The organism is Streptomyces sp. NBC_01092, from assembly GCF_045039535.1.
In the GTDB taxonomy this organism is placed as follows: Bacteria; Actinomycetota; Actinomycetes; order Streptomycetales; family Streptomycetaceae; genus Streptomyces.
The window spans coordinates 8780988-8804083 of the sequence record NZ_CP108659.1; the positions used below are offsets into that span (position 1 = coordinate 8780988).

Annotated in this window: 19 protein-coding genes and 2 riboswitches; of the genes, 12 read left to right on the forward strand and 7 right to left on the reverse strand. The window is 71.0% G+C overall.

From position 1 onward, the window contains the following. Positions 1-122: 122 nt before the first annotated feature. The 7 genes from OG254_RS39705 (at position 123) to OG254_RS39735 (ending at position 9051) form a co-directional block, all read left to right on the forward strand. A complete protein-coding gene (locus OG254_RS39705; protein ID WP_351194044.1) occupies positions 123-965 on the forward strand; it encodes a nitrilase-related carbon-nitrogen hydrolase in 843 nt (280 codons plus the stop codon). Continuing rightward, entirely contained in the window at positions 962-2245 is a 1284-nt protein-coding gene (locus OG254_RS39710; protein WP_405592005.1) for an aspartate aminotransferase family protein, read from the forward strand. The genes OG254_RS39705 and OG254_RS39710 overlap by 4 nt, the downstream gene beginning before the upstream one ends. Before the next feature lie 44 nt (positions 2246-2289). Continuing rightward, positions 2290-3858 carry a PucR family transcriptional regulator gene (locus tag OG254_RS39715; protein WP_405592008.1) on the forward strand — a complete coding sequence of 523 codons (1569 nt, stop codon included), beginning with the start codon at positions 2290-2292 and terminating at the stop codon, positions 3856-3858. Positions 3859-4013: 155 nt separating this feature from the next. Continuing rightward, on the forward strand, positions 4014-4856 hold the full coding sequence (locus tag OG254_RS39720; RefSeq protein WP_147995818.1) for a nitrilase-related carbon-nitrogen hydrolase: 843 nt from the start codon (positions 4014-4016) through the stop codon (positions 4854-4856). 52 nt (positions 4857-4908) lie between these two features. After that, positions 4909-6312, forward strand: coding sequence for a dihydropyrimidinase (gene hydA / locus OG254_RS39725; protein ID WP_405592010.1), 1404 nt, complete (start codon positions 4909-4911; stop codon positions 6310-6312). Positions 6313-6323: 11 nt separating this feature from the next. Next, a complete protein-coding gene (locus OG254_RS39730) occupies positions 6324-7346 on the forward strand; it encodes a TIGR03842 family LLM class F420-dependent oxidoreductase (protein ID WP_351194036.1) in 1023 nt (340 codons plus the stop codon). Positions 7347-7503: 157 nt separating this feature from the next. Then, entirely contained in the window at positions 7504-9051 is a 1548-nt protein-coding gene (locus OG254_RS39735) for an NCS1 family nucleobase:cation symporter-1 (protein WP_351194034.1), read from the forward strand. Between the two features lie 58 nt (positions 9052-9109). Here OG254_RS39735 and OG254_RS39740 read toward each other — a convergent pair whose 3' ends face one another. Both OG254_RS39740 and OG254_RS39745 read right to left on the reverse strand, forming a co-directional pair. Then, a complete protein-coding gene (locus OG254_RS39740; protein ID WP_405592015.1) occupies positions 9110-9778 on the reverse strand; it encodes a hypothetical protein in 669 nt (222 codons plus the stop codon). Positions 9779-9928: 150 nt separating this feature from the next. Beyond that, on the reverse strand, positions 9929-10936 hold the full coding sequence (locus OG254_RS39745; RefSeq protein WP_405592018.1) for a carboxymuconolactone decarboxylase family protein: 1008 nt from the start codon (positions 10934-10936) through the stop codon (positions 9929-9931). 167 nt (positions 10937-11103) lie between these two features. Between OG254_RS39745 and OG254_RS39750 the strand changes: the two genes are divergently transcribed. After that, on the forward strand, positions 11104-12219 hold the full coding sequence (locus OG254_RS39750) for a sensor histidine kinase (protein ID WP_405592021.1): 1116 nt from the start codon (positions 11104-11106) through the stop codon (positions 12217-12219). Beyond that, entirely contained in the window at positions 12216-12893 is a 678-nt protein-coding gene (locus OG254_RS39755) for a response regulator (RefSeq protein WP_405592024.1), read from the forward strand. Before OG254_RS39750 ends, OG254_RS39755 begins: the two co-directional genes overlap by 4 nt. Here the strand turns inward: OG254_RS39755 and meaB are convergent. From meaB to OG254_RS39770, 3 genes are read right to left on the reverse strand one after another with little or no spacing between them, the layout of a single operon-like run. Next, entirely contained in the window at positions 12842-13882 is a 1041-nt protein-coding gene (meaB, locus tag OG254_RS39760; RefSeq protein ID WP_405592027.1) for a methylmalonyl Co-A mutase-associated GTPase MeaB, read from the reverse strand. The two genes, OG254_RS39755 and meaB, sit on opposite strands and share 52 nt — an antisense overlap. Further along, entirely contained in the window at positions 13879-16053 is a 2175-nt protein-coding gene (gene scpA, locus OG254_RS39765; protein WP_405592030.1) for a methylmalonyl-CoA mutase, read from the reverse strand. The genes meaB and scpA overlap by 4 nt, the downstream gene beginning before the upstream one ends. Further along, positions 16053-17855, reverse strand: a complete 1803-nt coding sequence (locus OG254_RS39770) for a methylmalonyl-CoA mutase family protein (RefSeq protein ID WP_405592033.1) — start codon at positions 17853-17855, stop codon at positions 16053-16055. Before OG254_RS39770 ends, scpA begins: the two co-directional genes overlap by 1 nt. 191 nt (positions 17856-18046) lie before the next feature. After that, positions 18047-18185, forward strand: a riboswitch (cobalamin riboswitch). Between the two features lie 36 nt (positions 18186-18221). Between OG254_RS39770 and OG254_RS39775 the strand changes: the two genes are divergently transcribed. The 3 genes from OG254_RS39775 (at position 18222) to OG254_RS39785 (ending at position 19698) form a co-directional block, all read left to right on the forward strand. Then, the gene (locus OG254_RS39775; RefSeq protein ID WP_147998663.1) at positions 18222-18443 is read left to right on the forward strand and encodes a CbtB-domain containing protein; all 222 of its coding nucleotides are present in this window, start codon (positions 18222-18224) and stop codon (positions 18441-18443) included. Between the two features lie 21 nt (positions 18444-18464). Further along, complete coding sequence (locus OG254_RS39780) at positions 18465-19223, forward strand: CbtA family protein (RefSeq protein ID WP_405592036.1); 759 nt, start codon at positions 18465-18467, stop codon at positions 19221-19223. 145 nt (positions 19224-19368) lie between these two features. After that, positions 19369-19698 (forward strand): hypothetical protein, encoded by a 330-nt coding sequence (locus OG254_RS39785; RefSeq protein ID WP_405592039.1) that lies wholly within the window; start codon positions 19369-19371, stop codon positions 19696-19698. A gap of 17 nt (positions 19699-19715) precedes the next feature. Here OG254_RS39785 and OG254_RS39790 read toward each other — a convergent pair whose 3' ends face one another. Together OG254_RS39790 and metE are read right to left on the reverse strand one after the other, a co-directional pair. Next, positions 19716-20300, reverse strand: a complete 585-nt coding sequence (locus OG254_RS39790; protein WP_405592041.1) for a histidine phosphatase family protein — start codon at positions 20298-20300, stop codon at positions 19716-19718. A 93-nt stretch (positions 20301-20393) separates the two neighbouring features. After that, positions 20394-22712 carry a 5-methyltetrahydropteroyltriglutamate--homocysteine S-methyltransferase gene (gene metE, locus OG254_RS39795; protein WP_405592044.1) on the reverse strand — a complete coding sequence of 773 codons (2319 nt, stop codon included), beginning with the start codon at positions 22710-22712 and terminating at the stop codon, positions 20394-20396. 154 nt (positions 22713-22866) lie between these two features. Further along, a riboswitch (cobalamin riboswitch) is annotated at positions 22867-23091 on the reverse strand. Positions 23092-23096 lie beyond the last annotated feature (5 nt).

Here is a 23096-nt window from a genome sequence, read left to right on the forward strand (position 1 = left end):
GATCGACTCAGCGGGTTAACGACGATGGTCTTGGCAAGGCTCTTCCGGGGGCTTACTTTCGAGCCTCTACGGCCCCCCTCTACGGGCGTAGAGGCTCTGACGTCCCGTCGAAGGAGCAGCTCATGGCCAACGTCGTACGCGCCGCTCTGGTCCAGGCCACCTGGACCGGCGACACCGAGTCCATGGTGGCGAAACACGAGGAGCACGCACGCGAGGCGGCCCGGCAGGGCGCCAAGATCATTGGCTTCCAGGAAGTCTTCAACGCCCCGTACTTCTGCCAGGTCCAGGAACCCGAGCACTACAGCTGGGCCGAGCCCGTCCCCGACGGGCCGACCGTGCGTCGTATGCAGGAGCTGGCCCGCGAGACCGGGATGGTCGTCGTCGTACCGGTGTTCGAAGTCGAGGGGGCCGGCTTCTACTACAACACCGCCGCCGTCATCGACTCCGACGGCACCTTCCTCGGCAAGTACCGCAAGCACCACATCCCGCAGGTCAAGGGCTTCTGGGAGAAGTACTACTTCAAGCCGGGAAACATCGGCTGGCCCGTCTTCGACACCGCCGTCGGGAAGGTGGGCGTCTATATCTGCTACGACCGTCACTTCCCGGAGGGCTGGCGGCAACTCGGTCTGAACGGCGCCCAGTTGGTGTACAACCCGTCCGCCACCTCGCGCGGGCTGTCCTCCTACCTCTGGCAGTTGGAGCAGCCCGCGGCGGCCGTCGCCAACGAGTACTTCATCGCCGCGATCAACCGGGTGGGACAGGAGCCGTACGGCGACAACGACTTCTACGGGACGAGCTATTTCGTCGACCCGCGTGGGCAGGTTGTCGGGGAGATCGCCAGCGACAAGAGCGAGGAGCTCGTCGTGCGCGACCTCGACTTCGACCTGATCGACGAGGTGCGGCAGCAGTGGGCCTTCTACCGCGACCGCCGCCCCGACGCGTACGAAGGACTGGTGCAGCCGTGACCAAGGACCTGATGGGACGCCACCGAGCCGTCATGCCGGACTGGCTCGCCCTGTACTACGAGGAGCCGCTGGAGATCACCCACGGCGAGGGCCGCCACGTGTGGGACGCCGCCGGCAACCGCTACCTCGACTTCTTCGGCGGCATCCTCACCACGATGACCGCGCACGCGCTGCCCGAGGTCACCAAGGCGGTGAGCGAGCAGGCCGGGCGGATCATCCACTCCTCGACCCTGTACCTCAACCGGCCCATGGTCGAACTCGCCGAGCGCATCGCCCAGTTGAGCGGCATCCCGGATGCCCGCGTCTTCTTCACCACCTCCGGCACCGAGGCCAACGACACCGCCCTGCTGCTAGCGACGACCCACCGGCAGAACAACTCGATCCTCGCGATGCGCAACAGCTACCACGGCCGCTCCTTCAGCGCCGTCGGTATCACCGGCAACCGCGGCTGGTCGCCGACCTCGCTGTCGCCGCTCCAGACGCTGTACGTCCACGGCGGCGTCCGCACCCGGGGCCCCTACGCCCATCTCTCCGACGACGACTTCATCGCCGCCTGCGTCGAGGACCTCAAGGACCTCCTCGGCCACACCCGCCCGCCGGCCGCGCTGATCGCCGAGCCCATCCAGGGCGTCGGCGGCTTCACCTCCGGTCCGGACGGGCTGTACGCCGCCTTCCGTGACGTGCTCGCCGAGCGCGGCATCCTGTGGATCGCCGACGAGGTGCAGACCGGCTGGGGCCGCACCGGCGACCACTTCTGGGGCTGGCAGGCGCACGCGCGCTCCGGCCCGCCGGACATACTGACCTTCGCCAAGGGCATCGGCAACGGCATGTCCATCGGCGGCGTCGTCGCCCGCGCCGAGATCATGAACTGCCTCGACTCCAACAGCATCTCGACCTTCGGCGGCACCCAGATCACCATGGCGGCCGGCCTCGCCAACCTCTCCTACCTGCTGGAACACGACCTCCAGGGCAACGCCCGGCGCGTCGGCGGGCTGCTCCTGGAGCGACTGCGGGCCGTCGCCGCGCAGGTGCCGCACGTACGGGAGGTGCGCGGCCGGGGCCTGATGCTGGGCATCGAGCTGACCCGCCCCGGCACCGACGAGGCCGACCCCGCCGCCGCGTCCGCCGTGCTGGAGGCGGCCCGCGAGGGCGGCCTCCTCATCGGCAAGGGCGGCGGCCACAACACCACGTCCCTGCGTATCGCCCCGCCCCTGTCCCTCACCGTCGCGGAGGCCGAGGAAGGCGCCGCGATCCTCGGACACGCTCTGAGGAGCATCTAGCAGGAACCACCTGAGAACCTGGTGCCTGAGTAAGGAACGCCGCCATGACCACCACCTCGGAGCCCACGCACACCCTGGAACCCGCTCTGTCGGTCCGGCAGGTCCTCACCCTGGAGCGGGTGCTGGCCGGGGAGCCCGAGGTGGTGGCCGGCGCCGGTCAGCTCGACCGGCCGGTGCGCTGGGTGCACGTCGCCGAGGCGCCGGACGTCGGCGTGATGCTCACCGGCGGCGAGATGGTGCTCACCACCGGGGTGCTGCTGGCCGGGGACGAGGACAAGCAGGCCGAGTACATCCGCTCCCTGCACCGGGCCGAGGCGGCGGCCGTCGTGCTCGGACTCGGCCGGGCGTTCCCCACCCCGCCGGACGTGATGCGTCGGGCGGCCGAGCGGTGCGGGCTGCCCATGGTCGTCCTGCACCGGCCCTTCCCCTTCGCCGAACTGACCGAAGAGGTCCAGTGCCGGCTCGTGCGCCGCAAGTTCGCCGCCGTCAGCCTCTCGGAGGCGGTACGGACCGCGCTGACCGGACTCATCACCGCGGGCGCCCCGCTGCAACGGCTGCTCGACGAGGTCGCCTCGCACAGCGCCTGCCCCGTCGTCGTCACCAACCTCGCCCACCGCGTCCTCGCCACCGCCGGCGAGCGGCCGGCGGTGGACGACGTGCTGCGCGACTGGGAGCGCATCTCCCGGCAGGCCGGCGGCAGCCAGGGCGACGGCTGGATCCGCGCCGCACTCGACGGGCGCGGGGAGCGCTGGGGCCAGATCGTGCTGTGCGGGTACCGCGGCGACACCGCCACCGGGCGGCTGCTGGCCGACCGCGCCGCCGAGGCCCTCGTCCTGCACCGCATGCTCGGCGGGAACTCCGCGCACACCTGGGAGGAGCAGTCCGCGCAGAGCCTGCTGACCGACCTCGTCAGCGGGGTCGTACCGGCACGGCAACTGCTGCCGCGGGCGCGGGCGGCCGGGCTGCCCGTCAACCGGCGGACGTTCGTCCCGCTGGTCGTGCGGGACGTCGAACCCGACCAACTCGACCGCGTACTGCGGATGGTGGGGCTGTCCGGGCTCGTCGCCGAGCTGGCCGAAGGGGCCGTGGCGGTGCTGCTGAGCCTCGCCCGGGACCAGGACGCCTCGGTGCTGACGGCGAACTTCGCGGCCCGGGTGCACTCGGAGGCCGTCCGCACCGTCGTGGCCGCCGCCGACCCCCGCACCGCCTGGGACGACGTGCCCACCGGACTGCGCGAGGCGCAGCATGTCGCCGACGCCGTCGCCGACTCCTCGGCCGTGCTCGACCTCCCGGCCGTCGTACGCCTCAGGGACGTCCATCTGCGCGGCCTGGTCCGGCTGTTGCGCGACGACCCGCATGTCCAGGCGTTCGCGGAGCGGGAGTTGGACGGGCTGCTGTGCGCGGCCGACGAGGACATGCTGTCCGTGCTGCGCACCTACCTCGCGACCGGCCGGAACAAGTCCCGCACCGCCCAGCTCCACCATGTCTCGCGGCCCGCGCTCTACCGCCGCCTGGAGGCGATACAGACGCGGCTCGGCGTCGACCTCGACGACTTCGAACAGGCCGCATCCGTACACATCGCACTCCTCGCGCACGACGCGCAACAAGCCTGAAACCTGCCACGACCTGGGAAAACGGCGGTGAAACATGGGACCACGACAGGGTGACACCGTGACACGCCGCACGCCCTCAGACGTGACACCGTGCAACTCAAACCGCTGCTCCGGACTTCTTAGGCTCCTCGCACACCGAGCGACCGGAGGTCCCGATGAGCCGAGTGATCCGTGCCGCCCTTTTCCAGACCGCGTGGACGGGCGACAAGGAATCGATGATCCAGGTACACGAGCAGGCGGCCCGCGACGCGGCCGCGCAAGGTGCTCAAGTGCTGTGTTTCCAGGAGCTGTTCTACGGGCCCTACTTCTGCCAAGTGCAGGACAAGGCGTTCTACGAGTACGCCGAACAGATCCCCGAGGGCCCGACCGTCCGCCGCTTCCAGGCGCTCGCAAAGGAACTGGGCATAGTCCTCGTGCTGCCGATGTACGAGGAGGAGCAGCCGGGCGTCCTGTACAACACCGCGGCCGTGATCGACGCGGACGGCTCCTACCTGGGCAAGTACCGCAAGACCCACATCCCCCAGGTCGAGGGATTCTGGGAGAAGTTCTACTTCCGTCCGGGGAACAGCGGCTGGCCGATCTTCGAGACGGCCGTCGGGAAGATCGGCGTCTACATCTGCTACGACCGTCACTTCCCGGAGGGCTGGCGGGCACTGGGCCTGGGCGGCGCCGAGATCGTGTTCAACCCCTCGGCCACCTCCCGTGGGCTCTCCCGCTACCTGTGGCAGCTGGAGCAGCCGGCGGCGGCCGTCGCCAACGAGTACTTCGTGGGCGCGATCAACCGGGTCGGCGTGGAGGACCTCGGCGACAACGACTTCTACGGCACCACCTACTTCGTGGACCCGGAGGCCCAGTTCGTCGGGGAGGTGGCGAGCGACAAGGAGACCGAACTCGTGGTGCGCGACCTGGACCTGGCCAAGCTCCGCGAGGTCCGCGACCGCTGGCAGTTCTACCGCGACCGGGCGCCGGGGGCCTACACGCCGCTGACGGCACCCTGATCGCATCGACCGCACCGAACACATCGCGAGTCACACTGCGAGGAGAGGGACCATGACCAGCCGTACCGTCATCCGCGGCGGTCTCGTCATCACCGCGTCCGACGAGATGCACGCCGACGTCCTTATCGAGGACGGCCGTATCGCCGCCCTCGCCGCCGCCGGAACGTCCGCCGCCGAGGCCTGGACGGCCGAGCGGACCATCGAGGCCACCGGGAAGTACGTCATCCCGGGCGGCGTCGACGTCCACACCCATATGGAGCTGCCGTTCGGCGGCACCTTCGCCTCCGACACCTTCGAGACCGGCACCCGGGCCGCCGCCTGGGGCGGTACCACCACGATCGTCGACTTCGCCGTGCAGAGCCAGGGTCACTCGCTGCGCGAGGGCCTCGACACCTGGCACGCCAAGGCCGAGGGCAACTGCGCCATCGACTACGGCTTCCACATGATCGTCTCCGATGTGAACGAGGGGACGCTCAAGGAGATGGACCACCTCGTCGAGGAAGGTGTCACCTCCTTCAAGCAGTTCATGGCCTACCCCGGCGTCTTCTACTCCGACGACGGCCAGATCCTGCGCGCCATGCAGCGCTCCGCCGAGAACGGCGGCCTGATCATGATGCACGCCGAGAACGGCATCGCGATCGACGTGCTGGTGGAGCAGGCGCTGGCAAGGGGTGAGACCGACCCCCGCTTCCACGGTGAGGTGCGCAAGGCGCTGTTGGAGGCCGAGGCCACCCACCGCGCCATAAAGCTCGCCCAGGTCGCGGGCGCCCCGCTGTACGTCGTGCATGTCTCGGCGATGGAGGCAGTCGCCGAGCTGGCACGCGCGCGGGACGAGGGCCTGAATGTCTTCGGCGAGACCTGCCCGCAGTACCTGTTCCTGTCCACCGACAACCTCGCCGAGCCGGACTTCGAGGGCTCGAAGTACGTGTGCTCGACGCCGCTTCGGCCGCGCGAGCACCAGGCGCAGCTGTGGAAGGGCCTCAGGACGAACGACCTCCAGGTCGTCTCCACCGACCACTGCCCCTTCTGCTTCGTGGGTCAGAAAGAGCTCGGCAGGGGCGACTTCTCCAAGATCCCCAACGGTCTGCCGGGCGTCGAGAACCGTATGGACCTGCTCCACCAGGCCGTCGTCGACGGGCACATCACGCGCCGCCGCTGGATCGAGATCGCCTGCGCGACCCCGGCCCGGATGTTCGGCATGTACCCGAAGAAGGGCACCATCGCGCCGGGCGCCGACGCCGACGTCGTGATCTACGACCCGGGGGCCCAGCAGGTCATGTCGGCCGACACGCACCACATGAACGTCGACTACTCGGCCTACGAGGGCAAGCAGACCACCGGCCGGGTCGAGACGGTCCTCTCGCGCGGCGAACTCGTCATCACCGAGCGGGAGTACACCGGTCACGCCGGGCATGGTGTCTACACGCCCCGCTCCACCTGTCAGTACCTCAACTAGGAGCGGAGCACATGGACTTCGGACTCGTCCTGCAGACCGACCCGCCGGCCTCGCGGGTCGTCAGCCTGATGAAACGCGCCGAGCGCAGCGGCTTCAGCTACGGCTGGACCTTCGACTCGGCCGTGCTGTGGCAGGAACCGTTCGTCATCTACAGCCAGATCCTGGCCAACACGCAGAAGCTGACGGTCGGCCCGATGGTGACCAACCCGGGCACCCGCACCTGGGAAGTCACCGCCTCCACGTTCGCCACCCTCAACGACATGTTCGGCAACCGCACGGTCTGCGGCATCGGACGCGGTGACTCGGCCATGCGCGTCGCCGGCCGCAAGCCCAACACCCTGGCCCGGATCAGCGAGGCCATGAAGGTCATCCGGGCGCTCGGCAGCGGCCGGGAGGCCGATCTCGGCGGGGGAACGGTCGTCAGGTTCCCCTGGATCAAGGAAGGCGCCGAACTCCCCGTGTGGATGGCGGCGTACGGGCCGAAGGCCCTGAAGATGACCGGCGAGGAGGCCGACGGGTTCATCCTCCAGCTCGCGGACCTCTATCTGACCGAGTACATGGTCAAGGCCGTGAAGGACGCGGCGGTCGCGGCCGGCCGTGACCCGTCCGAGGTGAAGATCTGCGTGGCCGCCCCGGCGTACGTCACCGAGGACGACTCACCCGAAGCGCTCGCCCACGCGCGCGAGCAGTGCCGGTGGTTCGGCGGAATGGTCGGCAACCACGTGGCCGACCTGGTCAGCAAGTACGGCCAGCACTCCGCCGCCGTACCGGACGAACTCACCGAGTACATCAAGGCCCGTGAGGGGTACGACTACTCCCACCACGGACGCGCCGACAACCCCGACACCGCGTTCGTGCCCGACGAGATCGTCGACCGGTTCTGTCTCATCGGCCCGGTCGAGAAGCACATCGAGAAGCTGAACGCCCTGCGTGAGCTGGGCGTCGACCAGTTCGCCGTCTACGACATGCACGACGCGCAGGAAGCCGTGATCGACGCGTACGGCACGTCGGTCATCCCCGCGCTCAACCCCTAGCCCTCGCGGGCGAGCTCGCGGCATCATCGCTCCACCCGACCCCCCACCTCTTGTCTCCCTCCCCGCCGGTCCCCGGCCTCCCCGCCGCCGTCCCCGGGGAGGGGCCCAAGGCCCCCGCACGGCCTCTCCCGTTCCCGCCTGATCGATTGGCCTGCTCATGACCAACACAGTCCCCAAGGGGTCACCGATACCGCAGTCCGCCGACGCCGGCGGCCGGATCGAGCTCGCCCCCGAGGCGTTCCCCGCCGACAGCCCCTTCGCCAACGAGGATCTGCGTCCCGTCCCGGTCTCCGAGCGCAAGTGGACGACGTACAACTTCGCGGCCCTGTGGATCTCCATGGCCCACTGCATCCCCAGCTGGACCCTGGCCTCCGGCCTGGTCGCCCTCGGCATGGACTGGAAGCAGGCCGTCTTCACCATCGCGCTGGCCAACGTCATCGTGCTACTGCCGATGCTGGCCACCGGGCACGCCGGGCCCAAGTACGGCATACCCTTCCCGGTGCTGGCGCGGGCCTCCTTCGGGCTGCGCGGCGCCAACATCCCGGCGATGATCCGGGCAGCCGTGGCGTGCGGCTGGTTCGGCATCCAGACCTGGATCGGCGGCAGCGGCATCTTCGCGCTCGGGTCCAAGCTCACCGGGGGCCACTGGGAGAACGCGGGCAAGATCGCGGGCAACCCCTGGCCGCTGTGGCTCTGCTTCATCCTGTTCTGGGCCGTGCAGATCGCGATCATCTACCGCGGCATGGACTTCCTGCGGCACTTCGAGAACTGGGCCGCGCCCTTCGTGATCGTCGGTGCGCTGGTGCTGCTGATCTGGATCGCCGTCAAGGCGGACGGGTTCGGCGCGCTGCTCGACCAGCCCTCGAAGCTCGGCTGGGGCCCCGACTTCTGGCCGGTCTTCTTCCCGTCCCTGATGGGCATGATCGGTTTCTGGGCGACTCTGTCCCTGAACATCCCTGACTTCACCCGCTTCGGCGCCAGTCAGAAGGCGCAGACCTGGGGCCAGTCCCTCGGCCTGCCCACGACCATGACGCTCTTCGCGGTCCTCGCCGTGCTGGTCACCTCCGGCTCCGAGGCCGTCTACGGCGAGGCGATCTGGGACCCGGTCACCCTGGCCGCCAAGACCGACAGCGTCTTCGGGCTGCTGTTCGCGCTGATCGTCGTCCTCGTCGCCACCATCTCCGTGAACATCGCGGCGAACGTGGTCTCCCCGGCGTACGACCTCGCGAACCTGGCGCCGAAGCTCATCAACTTCCGTACGGGCGCGCTGATCACCGGTGTCGTCGGCATCCTGATCTTCCCGTGGGAGCTGATCTCCACGCCGGAGTTCTACATCTTCACCTGGCTCGGCGTGGTCGGCGGCCTGCTCGGCACGGTCGCGGGCATCCTGATCGCCGACTACTGGATCGTCCGCCGTACGGTCCTGCACCTCGCCGACCTGTACACGCCCGGCGGGCGCTACTGGTACACGAACGGCTGGAACTGGCGCGCGATCGTCGCCTTCCTCGTCGGCGGTGTCCTCGCGGTCGGCGGCTCGTACTCGGGTGTGGGCGCCGACGGATCGAAGACCGGGCCGTTCCCGGCCGACGGACTGATCCCGTTCCTCAAGCCGCTCGCCGACTACGGCTGGGCGGTGGGCGTGGCCACCTCGCTGGTGCTGTACGTGGTGCTGATGGGCGGGCGCAAGGAACGCGCCGAGGCCTGACCCCGCACTTGCGGGACCTTGCGGGACCTTGCGGGACTCTTGCGGGACCGGAGGACGGTCAGCTCTGCCGGCCGTCCTCCAAGGCAGCCACCGCCTCCTTGGCCGCCTTGATGGCACCCTTGTTGATCTCGTCGGTGTCGGGCGCCTTCTTCGACTCGAAGTCGCTTCCGCTGTAGGTGATGGAGACCAGCGCGTTGGAAGCGCGGACCAGCACCACACCCTCGCGGGTCTGCTGCTTGTCCTCCGTCGTGAGGTTCACGACGGAGTACCCCGCGTCGCCGAGCCCGGGGACGGCGCCCCCGCCGCTCTTGTCCGCGACGCGGCCCTTGTAGGACTCCTCCGCCGCCTCGTCCGACGCCGTGACCTCGATGGACACGTCCAGCCAGCGGTACTCGTAACCGTCGAGCGCGTTCCACGAGCAGGTGCGGCGCACCTTGGAGTCGGTCGACGGGAGCTCCTTGCCGGCCGCCTTGGCGCCGGGCACGAGATCCTTGATCGACTTCGAGCTCAGGCTGTCGCACGGTGCGGGAGCGGCGGCGTACGTCTTCGACGCCGCCGCCGTGGCGGGAGCCGAGGGCGAGTCTTCATCCGTCTTCTGCGTCGCCGTCCGGTCCTCGGCGGCCGGCGTCGTGGCGGGGCCGGAGGACAGCGCCCAGCCCGCCGCGGCGAGCACGACGACGGGCGACAGACGCGCGGTGAGGGCGAGCGGCAAGGGAAGAGAACGCACGGCGCACTTCTCGTGGGGGATGGTGCGGAAGGAGTCCGCACTGCGGACGGGACGCCAGTGTCACATGACTCCCTGTGAGGCGGAAGTGCCAACTCGCTCCGTGCTGACGCCATTACGCAAGGGCCTCGAATACGTGGCGTCCTGGGCGAGTTACAGGGCCTCCTGGGTAATTTGGGCGGAAATGGCGCTTTCGATGCGGTCCACGGCGATGAAGGCGCCGTACGCGACGAGGTGCACCAGACAGTGGTCGCTGTGCTCCGGCCGGCGCCAGGCCGCCACGTCCTCGTCCGTGATGCGGTACGGCGCGAGGGCGGCCAGCAGCGCCAGCCGCGCCCCGGGACGCTCCCGGCGGTCCGGGAACCCCTCCAGGGCGAGCGTCGGATGAGTACCGTCCCAGTCCTGCAGGGCCGCCTCCACGAGGTCGTGGTCGTCGGCGTCGAGGAGGTCCGCCCCTCGCATGGCCGCCCTGAGCAGCGCCGCGTACGCGATGCCGACGGGCGTGCCGCGCGCCCACGCGGGAGCCTCACCCGGGTCGATGTCGTCGAGCAGCGCGAGGGACTGGCCGGGGCGTGCGGGGCGGCGCACGGTCCGGGAGAGCGCGCGGCCCGCGATGCTCCGTACCGCCCGCAAGCGCTGGGCGCCCGCCGGGAGCAGGTTCTCGGTCAGCAGGGCCGACGCGATCCGGTTGATGAAGTGAAAGGTGAGCGCGGTGCCGAGATGGGCGGCGGCCTGTTCGCGCGGGAAGGGGTACGGCGCCAGGTCGGCGCCGGGCACGCGCGTGTGCCGCCCCCAGGCGAGCAGGCGTGCGTGCTCCTCGCTGTGCGGCGACTCCCCGCGCGCCACCCGCTCGGCGAGCGCGTGGTCGCCGGTGGCGTGCAGCAGCACGGTGTGCGCGTCCACGCAGAACGGGCACCTGTTGGCGAGCGACACCCCGAGCGCCACCAGCTCCTTGCCGGTCCGGCTGCCCGCGCCGGCGATGAGCGACTCGCGCAACAACGCCCAGGCGGGAGCGAGGAGTTCAGGTGCGCTGGACAGGACCACGAAGGTGGGGGGCTCGGCGATGCCGAAGTCGAGGGCGATCTGCGCGTACACCTCGGCGACGGTGCCGGCGGCCGACCTGGGCGGGAGGGGTTCGGTGAATCGGAAGGGTGTGGGCATGGTCAGCAGGGTGCTCCGCCGGGGCGGTGCGGGTCGTCGTACGGGCGAAGGGAGTCCGCGCTGCGCCGGCGGGGCGGGCCGGCGCCCCGCACTACTACGCCGGGAGTAGTCCGGGAGCCGTCCACAGGGCTGACGTCGCTGTCGGTGGGGCGGTCTAGTGTGCGGGCATGAGCGGGTACCGCATCACACGCGAGCGGTTCGCCGACGCGGCCGTCGCGGTCGTGGTCGGCGCCATCACCGTGCTCGCCGCCGTCGCGGACGACCGGGCGGGGCCCGTCGACTGGGCCCTGATCGCGGCCGGTTCGCTGGCCCTGGCCGCCCACCGCACCGCCCCGCGCGCGGTGCTCGCGATCACCGCGGGCTGCCTGCTCGCCGAGGTGTTCCACGCGGGGCCGGCCGCCACCCTGGCCATCCCCGTCGTGGGCGCGGTGCACACGGCCTCGCGGACCGGACACCGGGGCACGGCCGCCGCGGCGGCCGCCGTCTTCCTCGGCGGCTACGTCGCGGCGGGCTCGGCGACCTCGGACGTCGTGACCGAGACACTGCTGCTGGCCGGATGGTTCCTGTGCGCGGTCGTGACGGGCCTTGCCGACCGCAACTGGCAGGCGTACCTACGGCAGACCGAGCAGCGCGCGCTGGAGGCAGAACGCACCCGCGAGGAGGCGGCGTTGCGCAGAGCGGGCGAGGAACGCCTGCGCATCGCCAGGGAGTTGCACGACTCCCTCACGCACAGCATCTCGATCGTCAAGCTCCAGGCAGGCGTCGCCGCGCACTTGGCCCGCAAGCGCGGTGAGGAGGTGCCGCCCGCCCTGTCCGCCATTCAGGAGGCGAGCGGCGAGGCCATGCGCGAGCTGCGCGCCACGCTGGAGGTGCTGCGCACCGACGAACCGACCGGCACGCCGGCCCTGCTCGTGGAGCGGGCGCGGGCCGCCGGGCTGGCCGTCGGCCTGACCGTGACGGGGGACGAGCGGCCGCTCACGGCGACGGTCGACCGGGCGATGTACCGCATCGTCCAGGAGGCCCTCACGAACGCGGCACGGCACGCGGGACCGGCGAAGGTGAGCGTCCAACTCGCCTATGGTGAGGATGACTTGACGATATGCGTCGAGGACGACGGCACCGCCGACCCGTCCCGTGCGCCGGCTCCCGGCATCGGCCTGACCGGTATGCGCGAGCGCGTCACGGCCCTCGGCGGCACGCTGGACGCCGCCCCGCGCGAGGAGGGCGGATTCGTGGTGCGGGCGTGCTTGCCGCTGGGAGAGGCGGGGGGACCGGTGGCGTGATCAGGGTGGCGTTGGTCGACGATCAGGCGTTGATGCGGGCGGGGTTCCGGGCCCTGCTGGACGCCGAGGACGGTATCGAGGTGGTCGGCGAGGCGGGGGACGGCGAGCGGGGGCTGGCGCTGATCCGCGCGCAGGTGCCCGACATCGCGCTGATCGACGTACAGATGCCGGTGATGACGGGCATCGAGGCGACCCGCCGTATTGCCGCGGACCCGGCCCTGACGGACGTGCGCGTGGTGATCCTCACCAACTACGGCCACGACGAGTACGTCTTCGAGGCGCTGCGGGCCGGCGCGAGCGGCTTCCTGCTGAAGGACACCGAGCCGGACGACCTGCTCCAGGCGATCGAGGTGGTGGCGCACGGGGAGGCGTTGCTGTCGCCCGCCGTGACCCGCACCCTCATCGGCGAGTTTGTCTCGCGTCCGCCCGACCGGGCCACGGCACCCGGCCTTGAGGGCCTGACCCGCCGCGAGCGGGAGGTCACGGCGCTGGCGGCGCGCGGCCTGACCAACGAGGAGATCGCCGCGCACATGGTGATCAGCCCGTTCACGGCGAAGACCCACATCAGCAGGGCGATGACCAAGCTGGGGGCGCGGGACCGCGCCCAACTCGTGGTGTTCGCCTACGAGTCGGGGCTGGTGGCGCCGCGAAGCGCGGACTCGTCGGCATCCTGAGCCCCGGGGCCGCGCTCGCCCTCGAACGCCGCCAGGATTCGCTCGGCGGCCAGCGTCGCCGTCAACTCGCCGTCCCTGACCCGCTGTTCCAGCTCCGGCGCGACGGCCCGCACCGCCCGGTCGGCGTGCAGGCGGCCCAGGAGTTCGTCGCGGACCATGGTCCACGTCCAGTCGATCTGCTGGTCGCGGCGCTTGGCGGCGAGTCGGCCGGTGGACTCCAGCAGCGTCCGATGCTGTTCGAGGCGGTCCCAGAGGGTGTCCAGGCCGATCGACTCGCGCCCGCTGCAGTGCAGGACCGGCGGCGTCCAGGCGGCGTCCCTGCCGTGCATCAGACGCAGAGCACCCGCCAACTCCCGTGCGGCGGCGCGGGCGTCGCGCTCGTGCGGGCCGTCCGCCTTGTTGACGGCGAGCACGTCGGCCAGTTCCAGGACGCCCTTCTTGATGCCCTGGAGCTGGTCGCCCGTGCGGGCCAGCGTCAGCAGCAGAAAGGAGTCCACCATGTTCGCGACCGCGGTCTCCGACTGGCCGACGCCGACCGTCTCCACCAGGATCACGTCGTAGCCGGCCGCCTCCATCACCACGATCGACTCGCGGGTGGCCTTGGCGACCCCGCCCAGCGTGCCGGCCGTGGGGGAGGGGCGGATGAACGCCGCCGGGTCGACCGCCAGCCGCTCCATCCGCGTCTTGTCGCCCAGGATCGATCCGCCCGTCCGGCTGGAGGAGGGGTCGACGGCCAGCACCGCGACCCGGTGCCCGAGCGCGGTCAGCATCGTGCCGAACGCGTCGATGAACGTCGACTTCCCGACCCCCGGCACCCCGCTCACGCCGATCCGCCGCGCCTTCCCGCTGTGCGGGAGCAGCTCGGTCAGCAACTGCTGTGCCAGCACCCGGTGCTGGGGCCGGGTGGACTCGACGAGCGTGATGGCGCGCGCGACGATCGCACGCTTCCCGTCGAGCACACCCTTCACATACGCGTCGAGATCGATCACAGCTCGTGCCCGAGATCGGCTCCCAGCCGCCGTACGAGGTCGTACGCGGCGTCCGGGATCACCGTCCCGGGCGGGAAGACGGCCGCCGCGCCCATCTCAAGGAGCGTCGGTACGTCCTGCGGCGGGATCACCCCGCCGACCACGATCATGATGTCCTCGCGGCCCTCCTCGGCCAGCGCCTCCTTGAGCGCCGGTACGAGGGTGAGGTGACCGGCGGCCAGCGACGACACCCCGACGATGTGCACGTCCGCCTCGACGGCCTGGCGGGCCACCTCGGCCGGGGTCTGGAACAGCGGGCCGACGTCGACGTCGAAGCCGAGGTCGGCGAAGGCGGTGGCGATCACCTTCTGGCCGCGGTCGTGGCCGTCCTGGCCCATCTTGGCGACCAGGATGCGCGGACGGCGGCCCTCGGCCTCCTCGAAGTCGGACACGAGGGTGCGGGTGCGGTCCACGGACGGCGACTCCCCGGCTTCGTTGCGGTACACGCCGGTGATCGTACGGATCTGGCTCGCGTGCCGGCCGTACACCTTCTCCAGGGCGTCCGAGATCTCCCCGACGGTGGCCTTCGCGCGGGCGGCGCTCACCGCCAGCTCCAGCAGGTTGCCCTCGCCCCCGGCGGCCCGGGTGAGCGCGTCCAGCGAGTCCTGGCAGACCTGCTCGTCCCGCTCCGCCCGCAGCCGCCGCAGCTTCTCGATCTGCTGGGCGCGCACGGAGGAGTTGTCGACCTTGAGCACCTCGATCTGCTCGTCGCTGTCGACGCGGTACTTGTTGACGCCGATGACCGGCTGACGTCCGGAGTCGATGCGCGCCTGGGTGCGGGCCGCGGCCTCCTCCACGCGCAGCTTCGGGATGCCGGCGTCGATGGCCTGCGCCATGCCGCCCGCCTGCTCGACCTCCTGGATGTGCTGCCAGGCCCGGCGCGCGAGGTCGTACGTCAGCTTCTCCACGTAGGCGCTGCCGCCCCACGGGTCGATGACCCGGGTCGTGCCCGACTCCTGCTGGATCATCAGCTGCGTGTTGCGCGCGATGCGGGCCGAGAAGTCGGTGGGCAGCGCGAGCGCCTCGTCCAGGGCGTTGGTGTGCAGCGACTGTGTGTGACCCTGCGTCGCGGCCATCGCCTCGACGCACGTACGCGTGACGTTGTTGAACACGTCCTGCGCGGTCAGCGACCAGCCCGAGGTCTGCGAATGGGTGCGCAGGGAAAGCGACTTGGAGTTCTTCGGGTCGAACTGCTTCACCAGCTTCGCCCACAGCAGGCGCGCCGCCCGCAGCTTGGCGACCTCCATGAAGAAGTTCATGCCGATCGCCCAGAAGAAGGAGAGGCGAGGCGCGAACGCGTCCACGTCCAGGCCGGCCTCACGGCCCGCGCGGATGTACTCGACCCCGTCCGCGAGCGTGTACGCCAGCTCCAGATCGGCCGTCGCACCGGCCTCCTGGATGTGGTAGCCGGAGATGGAGATCGAGTTGTAGCGGGGCATCCGCTGCGAGGTGAAGGCGAAGATGTCGGAGATGATCCGCATCGACGGCTTCGGCGGATAGATGTAGGTGTTGCGGACCATGAACTCCTTGAGGATGTCGTTCTGGATGGTCCCGGCCAACTTCTCGGGCGGTACGCCCTGTTCCTCCGCCGCCACGATGTACAGCGCCAGCACCGGCAGCACGGCGCCGTTCATCGTCATCGACACGGTCATCTTGTCCAGCGGAATGCCGTCGAAGAGCTGCCGCATGTCGTAGATCGAGTCGATGGCGACGCCCGCCATGCCGACGTCGCCCGTCACGCGCGGGTGGTCGCTGTCGTAACCCCGGTGCGTGGGCAGGTCGAAGGCGACCGACAGGCCCTTCTGGCCGGCCGCCAGGTTGCGCCGGTAGAACGCGTTGGACTCCTCGGCGGTGGAGAAGCCCGCGTACTGGCGGATCGTCCAGGGCTGGTTGACGTACATCGTCGGGTACGGGCCGCGCAGATACGGCGCCATGCCCGGGTAGGTGCCCAGGAAGTCCAGGCCCTCCAGGTCACGGCCGGTGTACAGCGGCTTGACCGCGATGCCCTCGGGGGTCTCCCACAGTGGCTCGTCCCCGCCCGTGGCCTGCTTGACGGCCGTACGCCACTCGTCGGCGCCGGCGGCGGCGGTCGGGGTCCCCAGCTCGATCCCGGAGAAGTCGGGGATTCCCATCAGGACACTCCCATGCGGTCGAGGGTGGCGGACAGCACGGCGACGGCGTCACAGCCCGCGAAGACGTAACTGTCGACATCGGTGTACTGCCCGGGGCGGCCCGCGAGGAACACGTGCGTGGCGCCCGCCGACCTGAACTCGGCGGCCACGGTCTGGGCCTGCTCCTCGTACACCGCGTCGCTGGAGCACAGGCACGCCTCGGTGGCGCCGCTCTCGGCGAAGGTGCCCTCGGTGACGGGCTCGATGCCGCCCGCCTGGAACAGGTTCGACGCGAAGGTGAGCCGCGCGGTGTGGGCGGCGGCCGGGCCGAGTGCGGCCAGGTAGATCCGCGGCCGGGACCCGGTGGCGGCGAGGTGGGCGTCGGAACGGGCACGCAGCGCCTCGTACGCCTCGTCACGGCGGACGCGCGGGAGGCCGCCGGACCGGACCTCGGGAGCGGGCTCGCGCTCCACCGGCTGCTCGGCGAGGTTCGGGAACTCGCTGACGCCGGTGATCGGTTCGCGCCGCTTGACGAGCTTGCCGGTGCGCGCCGCCCAGGTCTCGGCCAGGTCCTGGCCGAGCCGTCCGGAGCGCAGGGCCTCGGCCTGGCCGCCCGCACCCTCGATGCGCTGGAAGAACTCCCAGCCCGCCTCGGCGAGTTCGTCCGTGAGCCGCTCCACGTACCAGGAGCCGCCGGCCGGGTCGATCACCCGGGCCAGGTGCGACTCCTCGATGAGGATGGTCGAGGTGTTGCGGGCGATGCGCCGCGCGAAAGCGTCCGGCAGGCCGAGCGCATGGTCGAAGGGCAGCACGGTCACGGAGTCGGCGCCGCCGACGCCGGCGGCCAGCGTGGCCACCGTCGTGCGCAGCATGTTCACCCAGGGGTCGCGGCGCGACATCATCACCGGCGAGGTGACGGCGTGCTGCACCTGCGCGCTCGGCGCCCCGCACACCTCGCTCACCCGCGCCCACAGCCGGCGCGCGGCCCGCAGCTTGGCGATGGTCAGGAACTGGTCGGCGGTGGCCGCGTACCGGAACTCCAGCTGCGCACCGGCCTGTTCGACCGTCAGACCGGCCTCGGTCAGCTCCCGCAGATAGGCGACACCGGTCGCCAGCGAGCAGCCCAGTTCCTGCGCGGCCGAGCCACCGGCCTCGTGGTACGGCAGCGCGTCCACGGTCAGCGCCCGCAGCCCCGGGTACTCCTCGGCGCACAGCCGGGCCAGCGAGGCGACGGCGGCGAACTCCGAGGACTGTCCGGTACGGGCCTCATGGCCGAGCGGGTCCGCGCCGAGGTTGCCGCGCGCCGCCTCCTTGGCGACGCCCCGCTCCTCGTACAGCCGCAGCAGCTCACGCGCGGCGGGCTCCACCTCGGTGCCCGCGTCGAGGACGACAGGGGCCAGGTCGAGGTAGACGCCTTCCAGGGCGCGGCCGAGTTCCGAAACCGGGATGCCGCCCTCGCCGAGGACCAGCCACAGTGAGGTGACGCCGTTCTCCAGGTCCGCGAGCACCACGCTGTCCTTGAGCGCCGTGTGGCGCTGGCGCACATCCCAGCCGCCGGCCGTGTTGCCCTCGGCACGGCCGCCACGGACGAAGGGGGCGAACCCGGGCAAACCTGTGTCGGGTGCGGCATCGCGCGCGGTGTACAGAGGGCGGGTGCGCAACCCGTCCTCCAGGGCAGTGGACAGGGCTTCTTCCGCGGCCGGGCCCGAGACGTCCTTGCCCGCCTTGCGCAGCACACCTTCCACCAGGTGTTGCCACTGCTCATGGGTTGCGTCAGGGAACTCGGCGGCCAGCGAGAGCCCGTCGTCAGGCAGGACCGTCATGCTCGGATGCTAGGTCAGATCATCAAAGGAGCAGCAGAGGGCACGGCTGTGACCTTGCCCTCTCCCACATTGTGACCTGGGTCTCCGCATCGAATGAGGCGGTCGGGGAAAGGGCGTTCCGCGGCTTTCGTCGCAGGTAAAGGTTCGGTCAGAGGAGGGTCCCGCAGGCCCGCCTGCCATTGGTCATGTCCTGGTCGAGCAGTACGGTCGGTGCGATATCGACGACGGCGAAGCGGAAGCCGGTGGGAATCCGGCACGGTCGCGCCACTGTATGCCGCCCCTTGGGAAGGGTGGCGAGTCAGACCCGTGGCCGTCGTCATGTGCACCACCGAGATGGGACGCGAACTCCCTTAAGGAGGCCCTGCCATGGCGCAGCATGTCGCTCAGCCGACCGCCACCACCCCCGCTCTCCCCGCCAAACTGCCGATCGGCGCGATCGTCCCCTGGGCGGTCTTCTTCGGCATCCTGATGCTGGTCCTGCTGTACTTCGTCGGCGCCGAACAGGGCGCCACCTCCGTCGTCTCCGGCGAGGACGTCCACGAGTGGGTGCACGACGCCCGCCACCTCCTCGGCTTCCCCTGCCACTGACCAGAGGGACGCCGCACACTCATGAACTCCGCAACGGTAAGAAACCTGCTCGTACGGGGCATGCTCGCCGGCCTCGGCGCCGGTGTACTCGCCCTCGTCGTGGCCTACTTCCTCGGTGAGCCGAGCGTCGACAAGGCGATCGGCTTCGAGGAGGCCCACGCCTCCGGGCACGAGCACGAGGTCGAACTCGTCTCCCGCAGCCTTCAGTCCACCGCGGGCCTCGCCACCGGTGTGCTGATCTACGGGGTCGCCTTCGGCGGCATCGCCGCCCTCGCCTACTGCTTCGCCCTCGGCCGCGTCGGCCGCTTCAGCCCGCGGGCCACCGCGCTGCTGCTGTCCGGGTGCGCACTGCTCGCCGTCTACGTCGTGCCGTTCCTGAAGTATCCGGCCAACCCGCCCGCCGTCGGCGACCCCGACACCATCGGCAAACGGACCACCCTGTACTTCCTGATGATGGTGCTCAGCGTCCTCCTCGCGGTGGCCGCGACCCTCCTCGGCAAGCGCCTCGCCCCGAGGCTGGGCACCTGGTACGCCACCGTCGCCGCGGTGGCCGCGTTCGCCGTGGTGATCGGCCTGGCGTACGCGTTCCTGCCGGTCGTCAACGAGGTTCCCGCGGACTTCCCGGCCGCCGTGCTGTGGAGGTTCCGGATCTCCGCGCTGGCCATGCAGGCCACGCTCTGGGCAGGCTTCGGGCTGCTCTTCGGCGAGCTGGCCGAGCGACTGCTGAATCCCAGACCGGCCGCCGCGGCTTCGGCCCCGGCGGTGGCTGCCCCCAGCTGACCGGAATGCGATCACGTGAGAGGGCCCGCGGAACCATCCGGGGGCCCTCTCACGTTCTGCGGACACCGAGTCGACGGGACGGGACATGGCTCGGACGACCGGCCGATTACCCGACGACCACGCGGGCGAGGAGCGGAGGAGCCGAGTGGCCAGACACCCACAGCCGCGCCGCATCACCCTCGGCGGCCACGAGGCGGTGGCGCTGACCGTGGAGGAGTACGAGCAACTGATGGCCAGCCGACGGCAGATCGGCGGCCAGAGCGCCCGGGTGCGCGTACTGGGCCAGCAGGTCAAGCGCACCGAGCAGCTGCTGCAGGACCTGGAGACGCTGGTCGCGGCGCCGCCCGCCCGCTGCCGGGAGCAGGCGGGCACGGCGTGCGCCGGCGATGCGGTGACGCGGACGGACACCGACACGGGCTGTCTGCGCTGCGCCATCGCGGCATTGCTGCGTCGCCACCGCGACACGGCATCCTGAACCCCGGACGCTCGTCTCTAACCGGTGTGCGGCGCGGCAAGGGCCCGCCCCAGCCGCAGGTTCCAGCGCCCGGTCCGTCCACTGAGCTCCGTCGCCGTCAGCGGGGCGACGTCAAGACGCCAGAAGGCCGCCGCGGGCATGCCGAGCGCATGAACGACGGCGGCGCGAACGACCTCCGGCTCGACCACGGCGAGCGTACGGCCGTCCAGGTCCTGCGCGGCCGTCAGCCACTGGGCGACCCGGTCGCAGAAGTCCCGTACCGACTCGCCCCCGTGCGGCGCGCACCCCGGGTCCGTGAGCCAGCGGCTCACCGACTCCGGCTCGACGGCGCTCACCTCGTCGAGCGTGCGGCCCCGCCAGCGGCTCATCTCCAGCCCCGTCAGCTCCCCCGCCGCAGATCCGTGCAGAGCGAGCGCCTCGGCCGTCTCCCGGCAGCGCAGGCTCGGCGAAGTGAACACATCGGCGGCCGAGGGCAGGGTCCCGGCGGCCGCGCGGGCCTGTGCCGTGCCGCTGTCGTCGAGCGGGGTCCGGCCGTCGTCGAAGCGGGCCTGGCGCAGGCTCGCGTTCATCGCGGGTGAGATGAAGGTGACGCGGCTGGTCACGCGCTCGCTCCTCCTGCCGGGTCATGACGTGCTCCTCGCTGCCCTGGGGCCCTCACCACGTGAGCGGTGAGGGCCCTTGGCCGGTCGGCCGGGTCAGGACACGGACAGCTCGCTCCGTACCGTACGGGCCGCTGCCACCAGGTTCTCCAGCGAGGCCCGGGTCTCCGGCCAGCCACGGGTCTTCAGACCGCAGTCGGGGTTGACCCACAGCCGTTCGGCGGGGATGGCCCGCAGGCCGGTGCGCAGCAGCTCGGCCGCCTCCTTCGCGCTCGGCACCCGCGGGGAGTGGATGTCGTAGACACCCGGCCCGGCCTCGCGCGGGTAGCCGTGGGCGGCGAGTTCACGGGCGACCTGCATGTGCGAGCGGGCGGCCTCCAGGCTGATGACGTCGGCGTCGAGGTCGTCGATGGCCTGGACGATGTCGCCGAACTCGGCGTAGCACATGTGCGTGTGGATCTGGGTGTCCGGCCGGACCCCGGCGGTGGTGAGCCGGAACGCCTCCGTGGCCCAGGCGAGATACGCGTCGCGGTCCGCGGCGCGCAGCGGCAGGGTCTCCCGCAGGGCGGGCTCGTCGACCTGGATGACGGACGTCCCGCTCGCCTCCAGGTCGTTCACCTCGTCGCGCAGGGCGAGGGCGACCTGTCGGGCCGTCTCGCCGAGCGGCTGGTCGTCGCGGACGAAGGACCAGGCGAGCATGGTGACCGGGCCGGTGAGCATGCCCTTGACCGGCCGGTCGGTGAGGGACTGGGCGTACGTCGTCCAGGGCACCGTCATCGGTTCGGGCCGCGAGATGTCGCCGGCCAGGATCGGCGGGCGGACGTGGCGGGTGCCGTACGACTGGACCCAGCCGTGCTGTGTGGCGAGGTAGCCGGTGAGTCGCTCGGCGAAGTACTGGACCATGTCGTTGCGTTCGGGCTCGCCGTGCACCAGGACGTCGATGCCGGTCTTCTCCTGGAAGGAGATGACCTCCTGGATCTCGGCCTTGACACGCTCCTCGTAGCCCGCCGTGTCGATCCGGCCCGCGCGCAGGTCGGCGCGCGCGGTGCGCAGTTCGCCGGTCTGCGGGAAGGAGCCGATCGTGGTGGTCGGCAGCAACGGCAGCCTGAGGTGGGCGCGCTGGGCCGCGGCCCGCTCGGCGTACGGCTGCGAGCGGCGGGCGTCCGCCTCGGTGACGGCCCCCGCACGGGACCGGACGGTCGCGTCGCGGGTGATCGGGGAGCCCGCGCGGGAGGCCAGGTCGGCCCGGTTCGCGGCGAGTTCGGCGGTGATCGTGCCGGTGCCCTGGGCGAGACCCTTGGCCAGGGTGACGATCTCGGCGGTCTTCTGCCTGGCGAAGGCCAGCCAGCGCAGGATCTGCGGCTCGATGTCCCGCTCGGCCGACGCGTCGAGCGGCACATGCAGCAGGGAGCAGGAGGCCGAGACGTCGACCTGGTCCGCCAATCCCAGCAGGGTGCCCAGCGTGGTGAGCGACGCCGACAGGTCGTTGACCCAGACATTGCGGCCGTTGACGACGCCGGCGACCAGCCGCTTGCCGGGCAGCCCGCCGGCGGCGGCGAGCGCCTCCAGGTTGGCGGCCGCTGACTCCGTGAAGTCCAGCGCCAGCCCCTCGACCGGCGCCTTGGCCAGCACCGGCAGCGCCTCGCCGAGCCGGTCGAAGTACGAGGCGAGAAGCAGCTTCGGCCGGTCGGTGCGGCCGCCGAGGTCGCGGTAGGCACGCCCGGTGGCGTTCAGCTCGGCCGGGGTGCGGTCCTGGACGAGGGCGGGCTCGTCCAGCTGGACCCACTCGGCGCCGGCCGCGCGCAGGTCGGCCAGGATCTGCGCGTACACGGGAAGCAGCCGGTCCAGGAGGGTTAGCGGCTCGAAGTCCGCTGCCACTCCGGGCGCCGGCTTGGCGAGCAGGAGGTACGTGATCGGGCCGACCAGGACCGGCCGGGCGGCGAGACCCAGGGCCAGGGCCTCCTTCAGCTCGGCGACCTGCTTGGTCGAGTCCGCCGTGAAGACCGTGTCCGGACCCAACTCCGGCACGAGATAGTGGTAGTTGGTGTCGAACCACTTGGTCATCTCCAGCGGTGCGACGTCCTGCGTGCCACGGGCCATGGCGAAGTAGCCGTCCAGGGCGTCGGATTCGACGGCGCCGCGGTGGCGCTCGGGGATGGCGCCGAGTGCGACGGTGGTGTCCAGGACGTGGTCGTAGTACGAGAAGTCGCCGGTCGGCACCTCGTGGATGCCGGCGTCGGCGAGCTGCCGCCAGTTGGCGCGACGCAGTTCGGCGGCGGTGGAGCGCAGCGCGTCGGCGGTGACGCGGCCCTTCCAGTAGCCCTCGATCGCCTTCTTCAGTTCCCGGTTCGGGCCCTGGCGGGGGTAGCCGTACACGGTGGCCCGTGCTGCCGCGGCTGCGGACTTGGTGGTCACGGAGATCTCCTTCGCGAGATGAATCCCTGAGATCCCGGCGACGGGACGAGAGCGCGAAGGGGTGACGGACCGGACGGCGACGGCCGTACGGCCGTCCGCTCGGTCATGTTCGCCGACCCGCCCTCGAGGTCACCGGGAGGTCCGCGCACGAGTGCTTCGTACGCGGGCAGTTGGCAGGTCTTCGGACTCGCGGGCACGTCCTCGTCTCATGAGGACACCTACTGGCCGTCGCTTCCCAGGCCCGGTACGTCGGACCCAGTGCGTATGACGGCGGTCGTTCCCGCTCACCGCTGCGGGGCAGTCCCGGATTCCCACCGGGTTCCCTCTTGCGACGCATCCCGCCTGGCGGACGGGGCGAACCAGCTGCGTCGGCCAGCCTACAGC

What these genes read in the sequence shown, in the direction of transcription:
- OG254_RS39705 (WP_351194044.1), top strand. Translation starts at nt 123, where the DNA reads ATGGCCAACGTCGTACGCGCCGCTCTGGTCCAGGCCACCTGGACCGGC.
- OG254_RS39715 (WP_405592008.1), top strand. Translation starts at nt 2,290, where the DNA reads ATGACCACCACCTCGGAGCCCACGCACACCCTGGAACCCGCTCTGTCG.
- OG254_RS39720 (WP_147995818.1), top strand. Translation starts at nt 4,014, where the DNA reads ATGAGCCGAGTGATCCGTGCCGCCCTTTTCCAGACCGCGTGGACGGGC.
- hydA (WP_405592010.1), top strand. Translation starts at nt 4,909, where the DNA reads ATGACCAGCCGTACCGTCATCCGCGGCGGTCTCGTCATCACCGCGTCC.
- OG254_RS39730 (WP_351194036.1), top strand. Translation starts at nt 6,324, where the DNA reads ATGGACTTCGGACTCGTCCTGCAGACCGACCCGCCGGCCTCGCGGGTC.
- OG254_RS39735 (WP_351194034.1), top strand. Translation starts at nt 7,504, where the DNA reads ATGACCAACACAGTCCCCAAGGGGTCACCGATACCGCAGTCCGCCGAC.
- OG254_RS39745 (WP_405592018.1), bottom strand. Translation starts at nt 10,936, where the DNA reads ATGCCCACACCCTTCCGATTCACCGAACCCCTCCCGCCCAGGTCGGCC.
- OG254_RS39750 (WP_405592021.1), top strand. Translation starts at nt 11,104, where the DNA reads ATGAGCGGGTACCGCATCACACGCGAGCGGTTCGCCGACGCGGCCGTC.
- scpA (WP_405592030.1), bottom strand. Translation starts at nt 16,053, where the DNA reads ATGGGAATCCCCGACTTCTCCGGGATCGAGCTGGGGACCCCGACCGCC.
- OG254_RS39770 (WP_405592033.1), bottom strand. Translation starts at nt 17,855, where the DNA reads ATGACGGTCCTGCCTGACGACGGGCTCTCGCTGGCCGCCGAGTTCCCT.
- OG254_RS39775 (WP_147998663.1), top strand. Translation starts at nt 18,222, where the DNA reads ATGGCGCAGCATGTCGCTCAGCCGACCGCCACCACCCCCGCTCTCCCC.
- OG254_RS39780 (WP_405592036.1), top strand. Translation starts at nt 18,465, where the DNA reads ATGAACTCCGCAACGGTAAGAAACCTGCTCGTACGGGGCATGCTCGCC.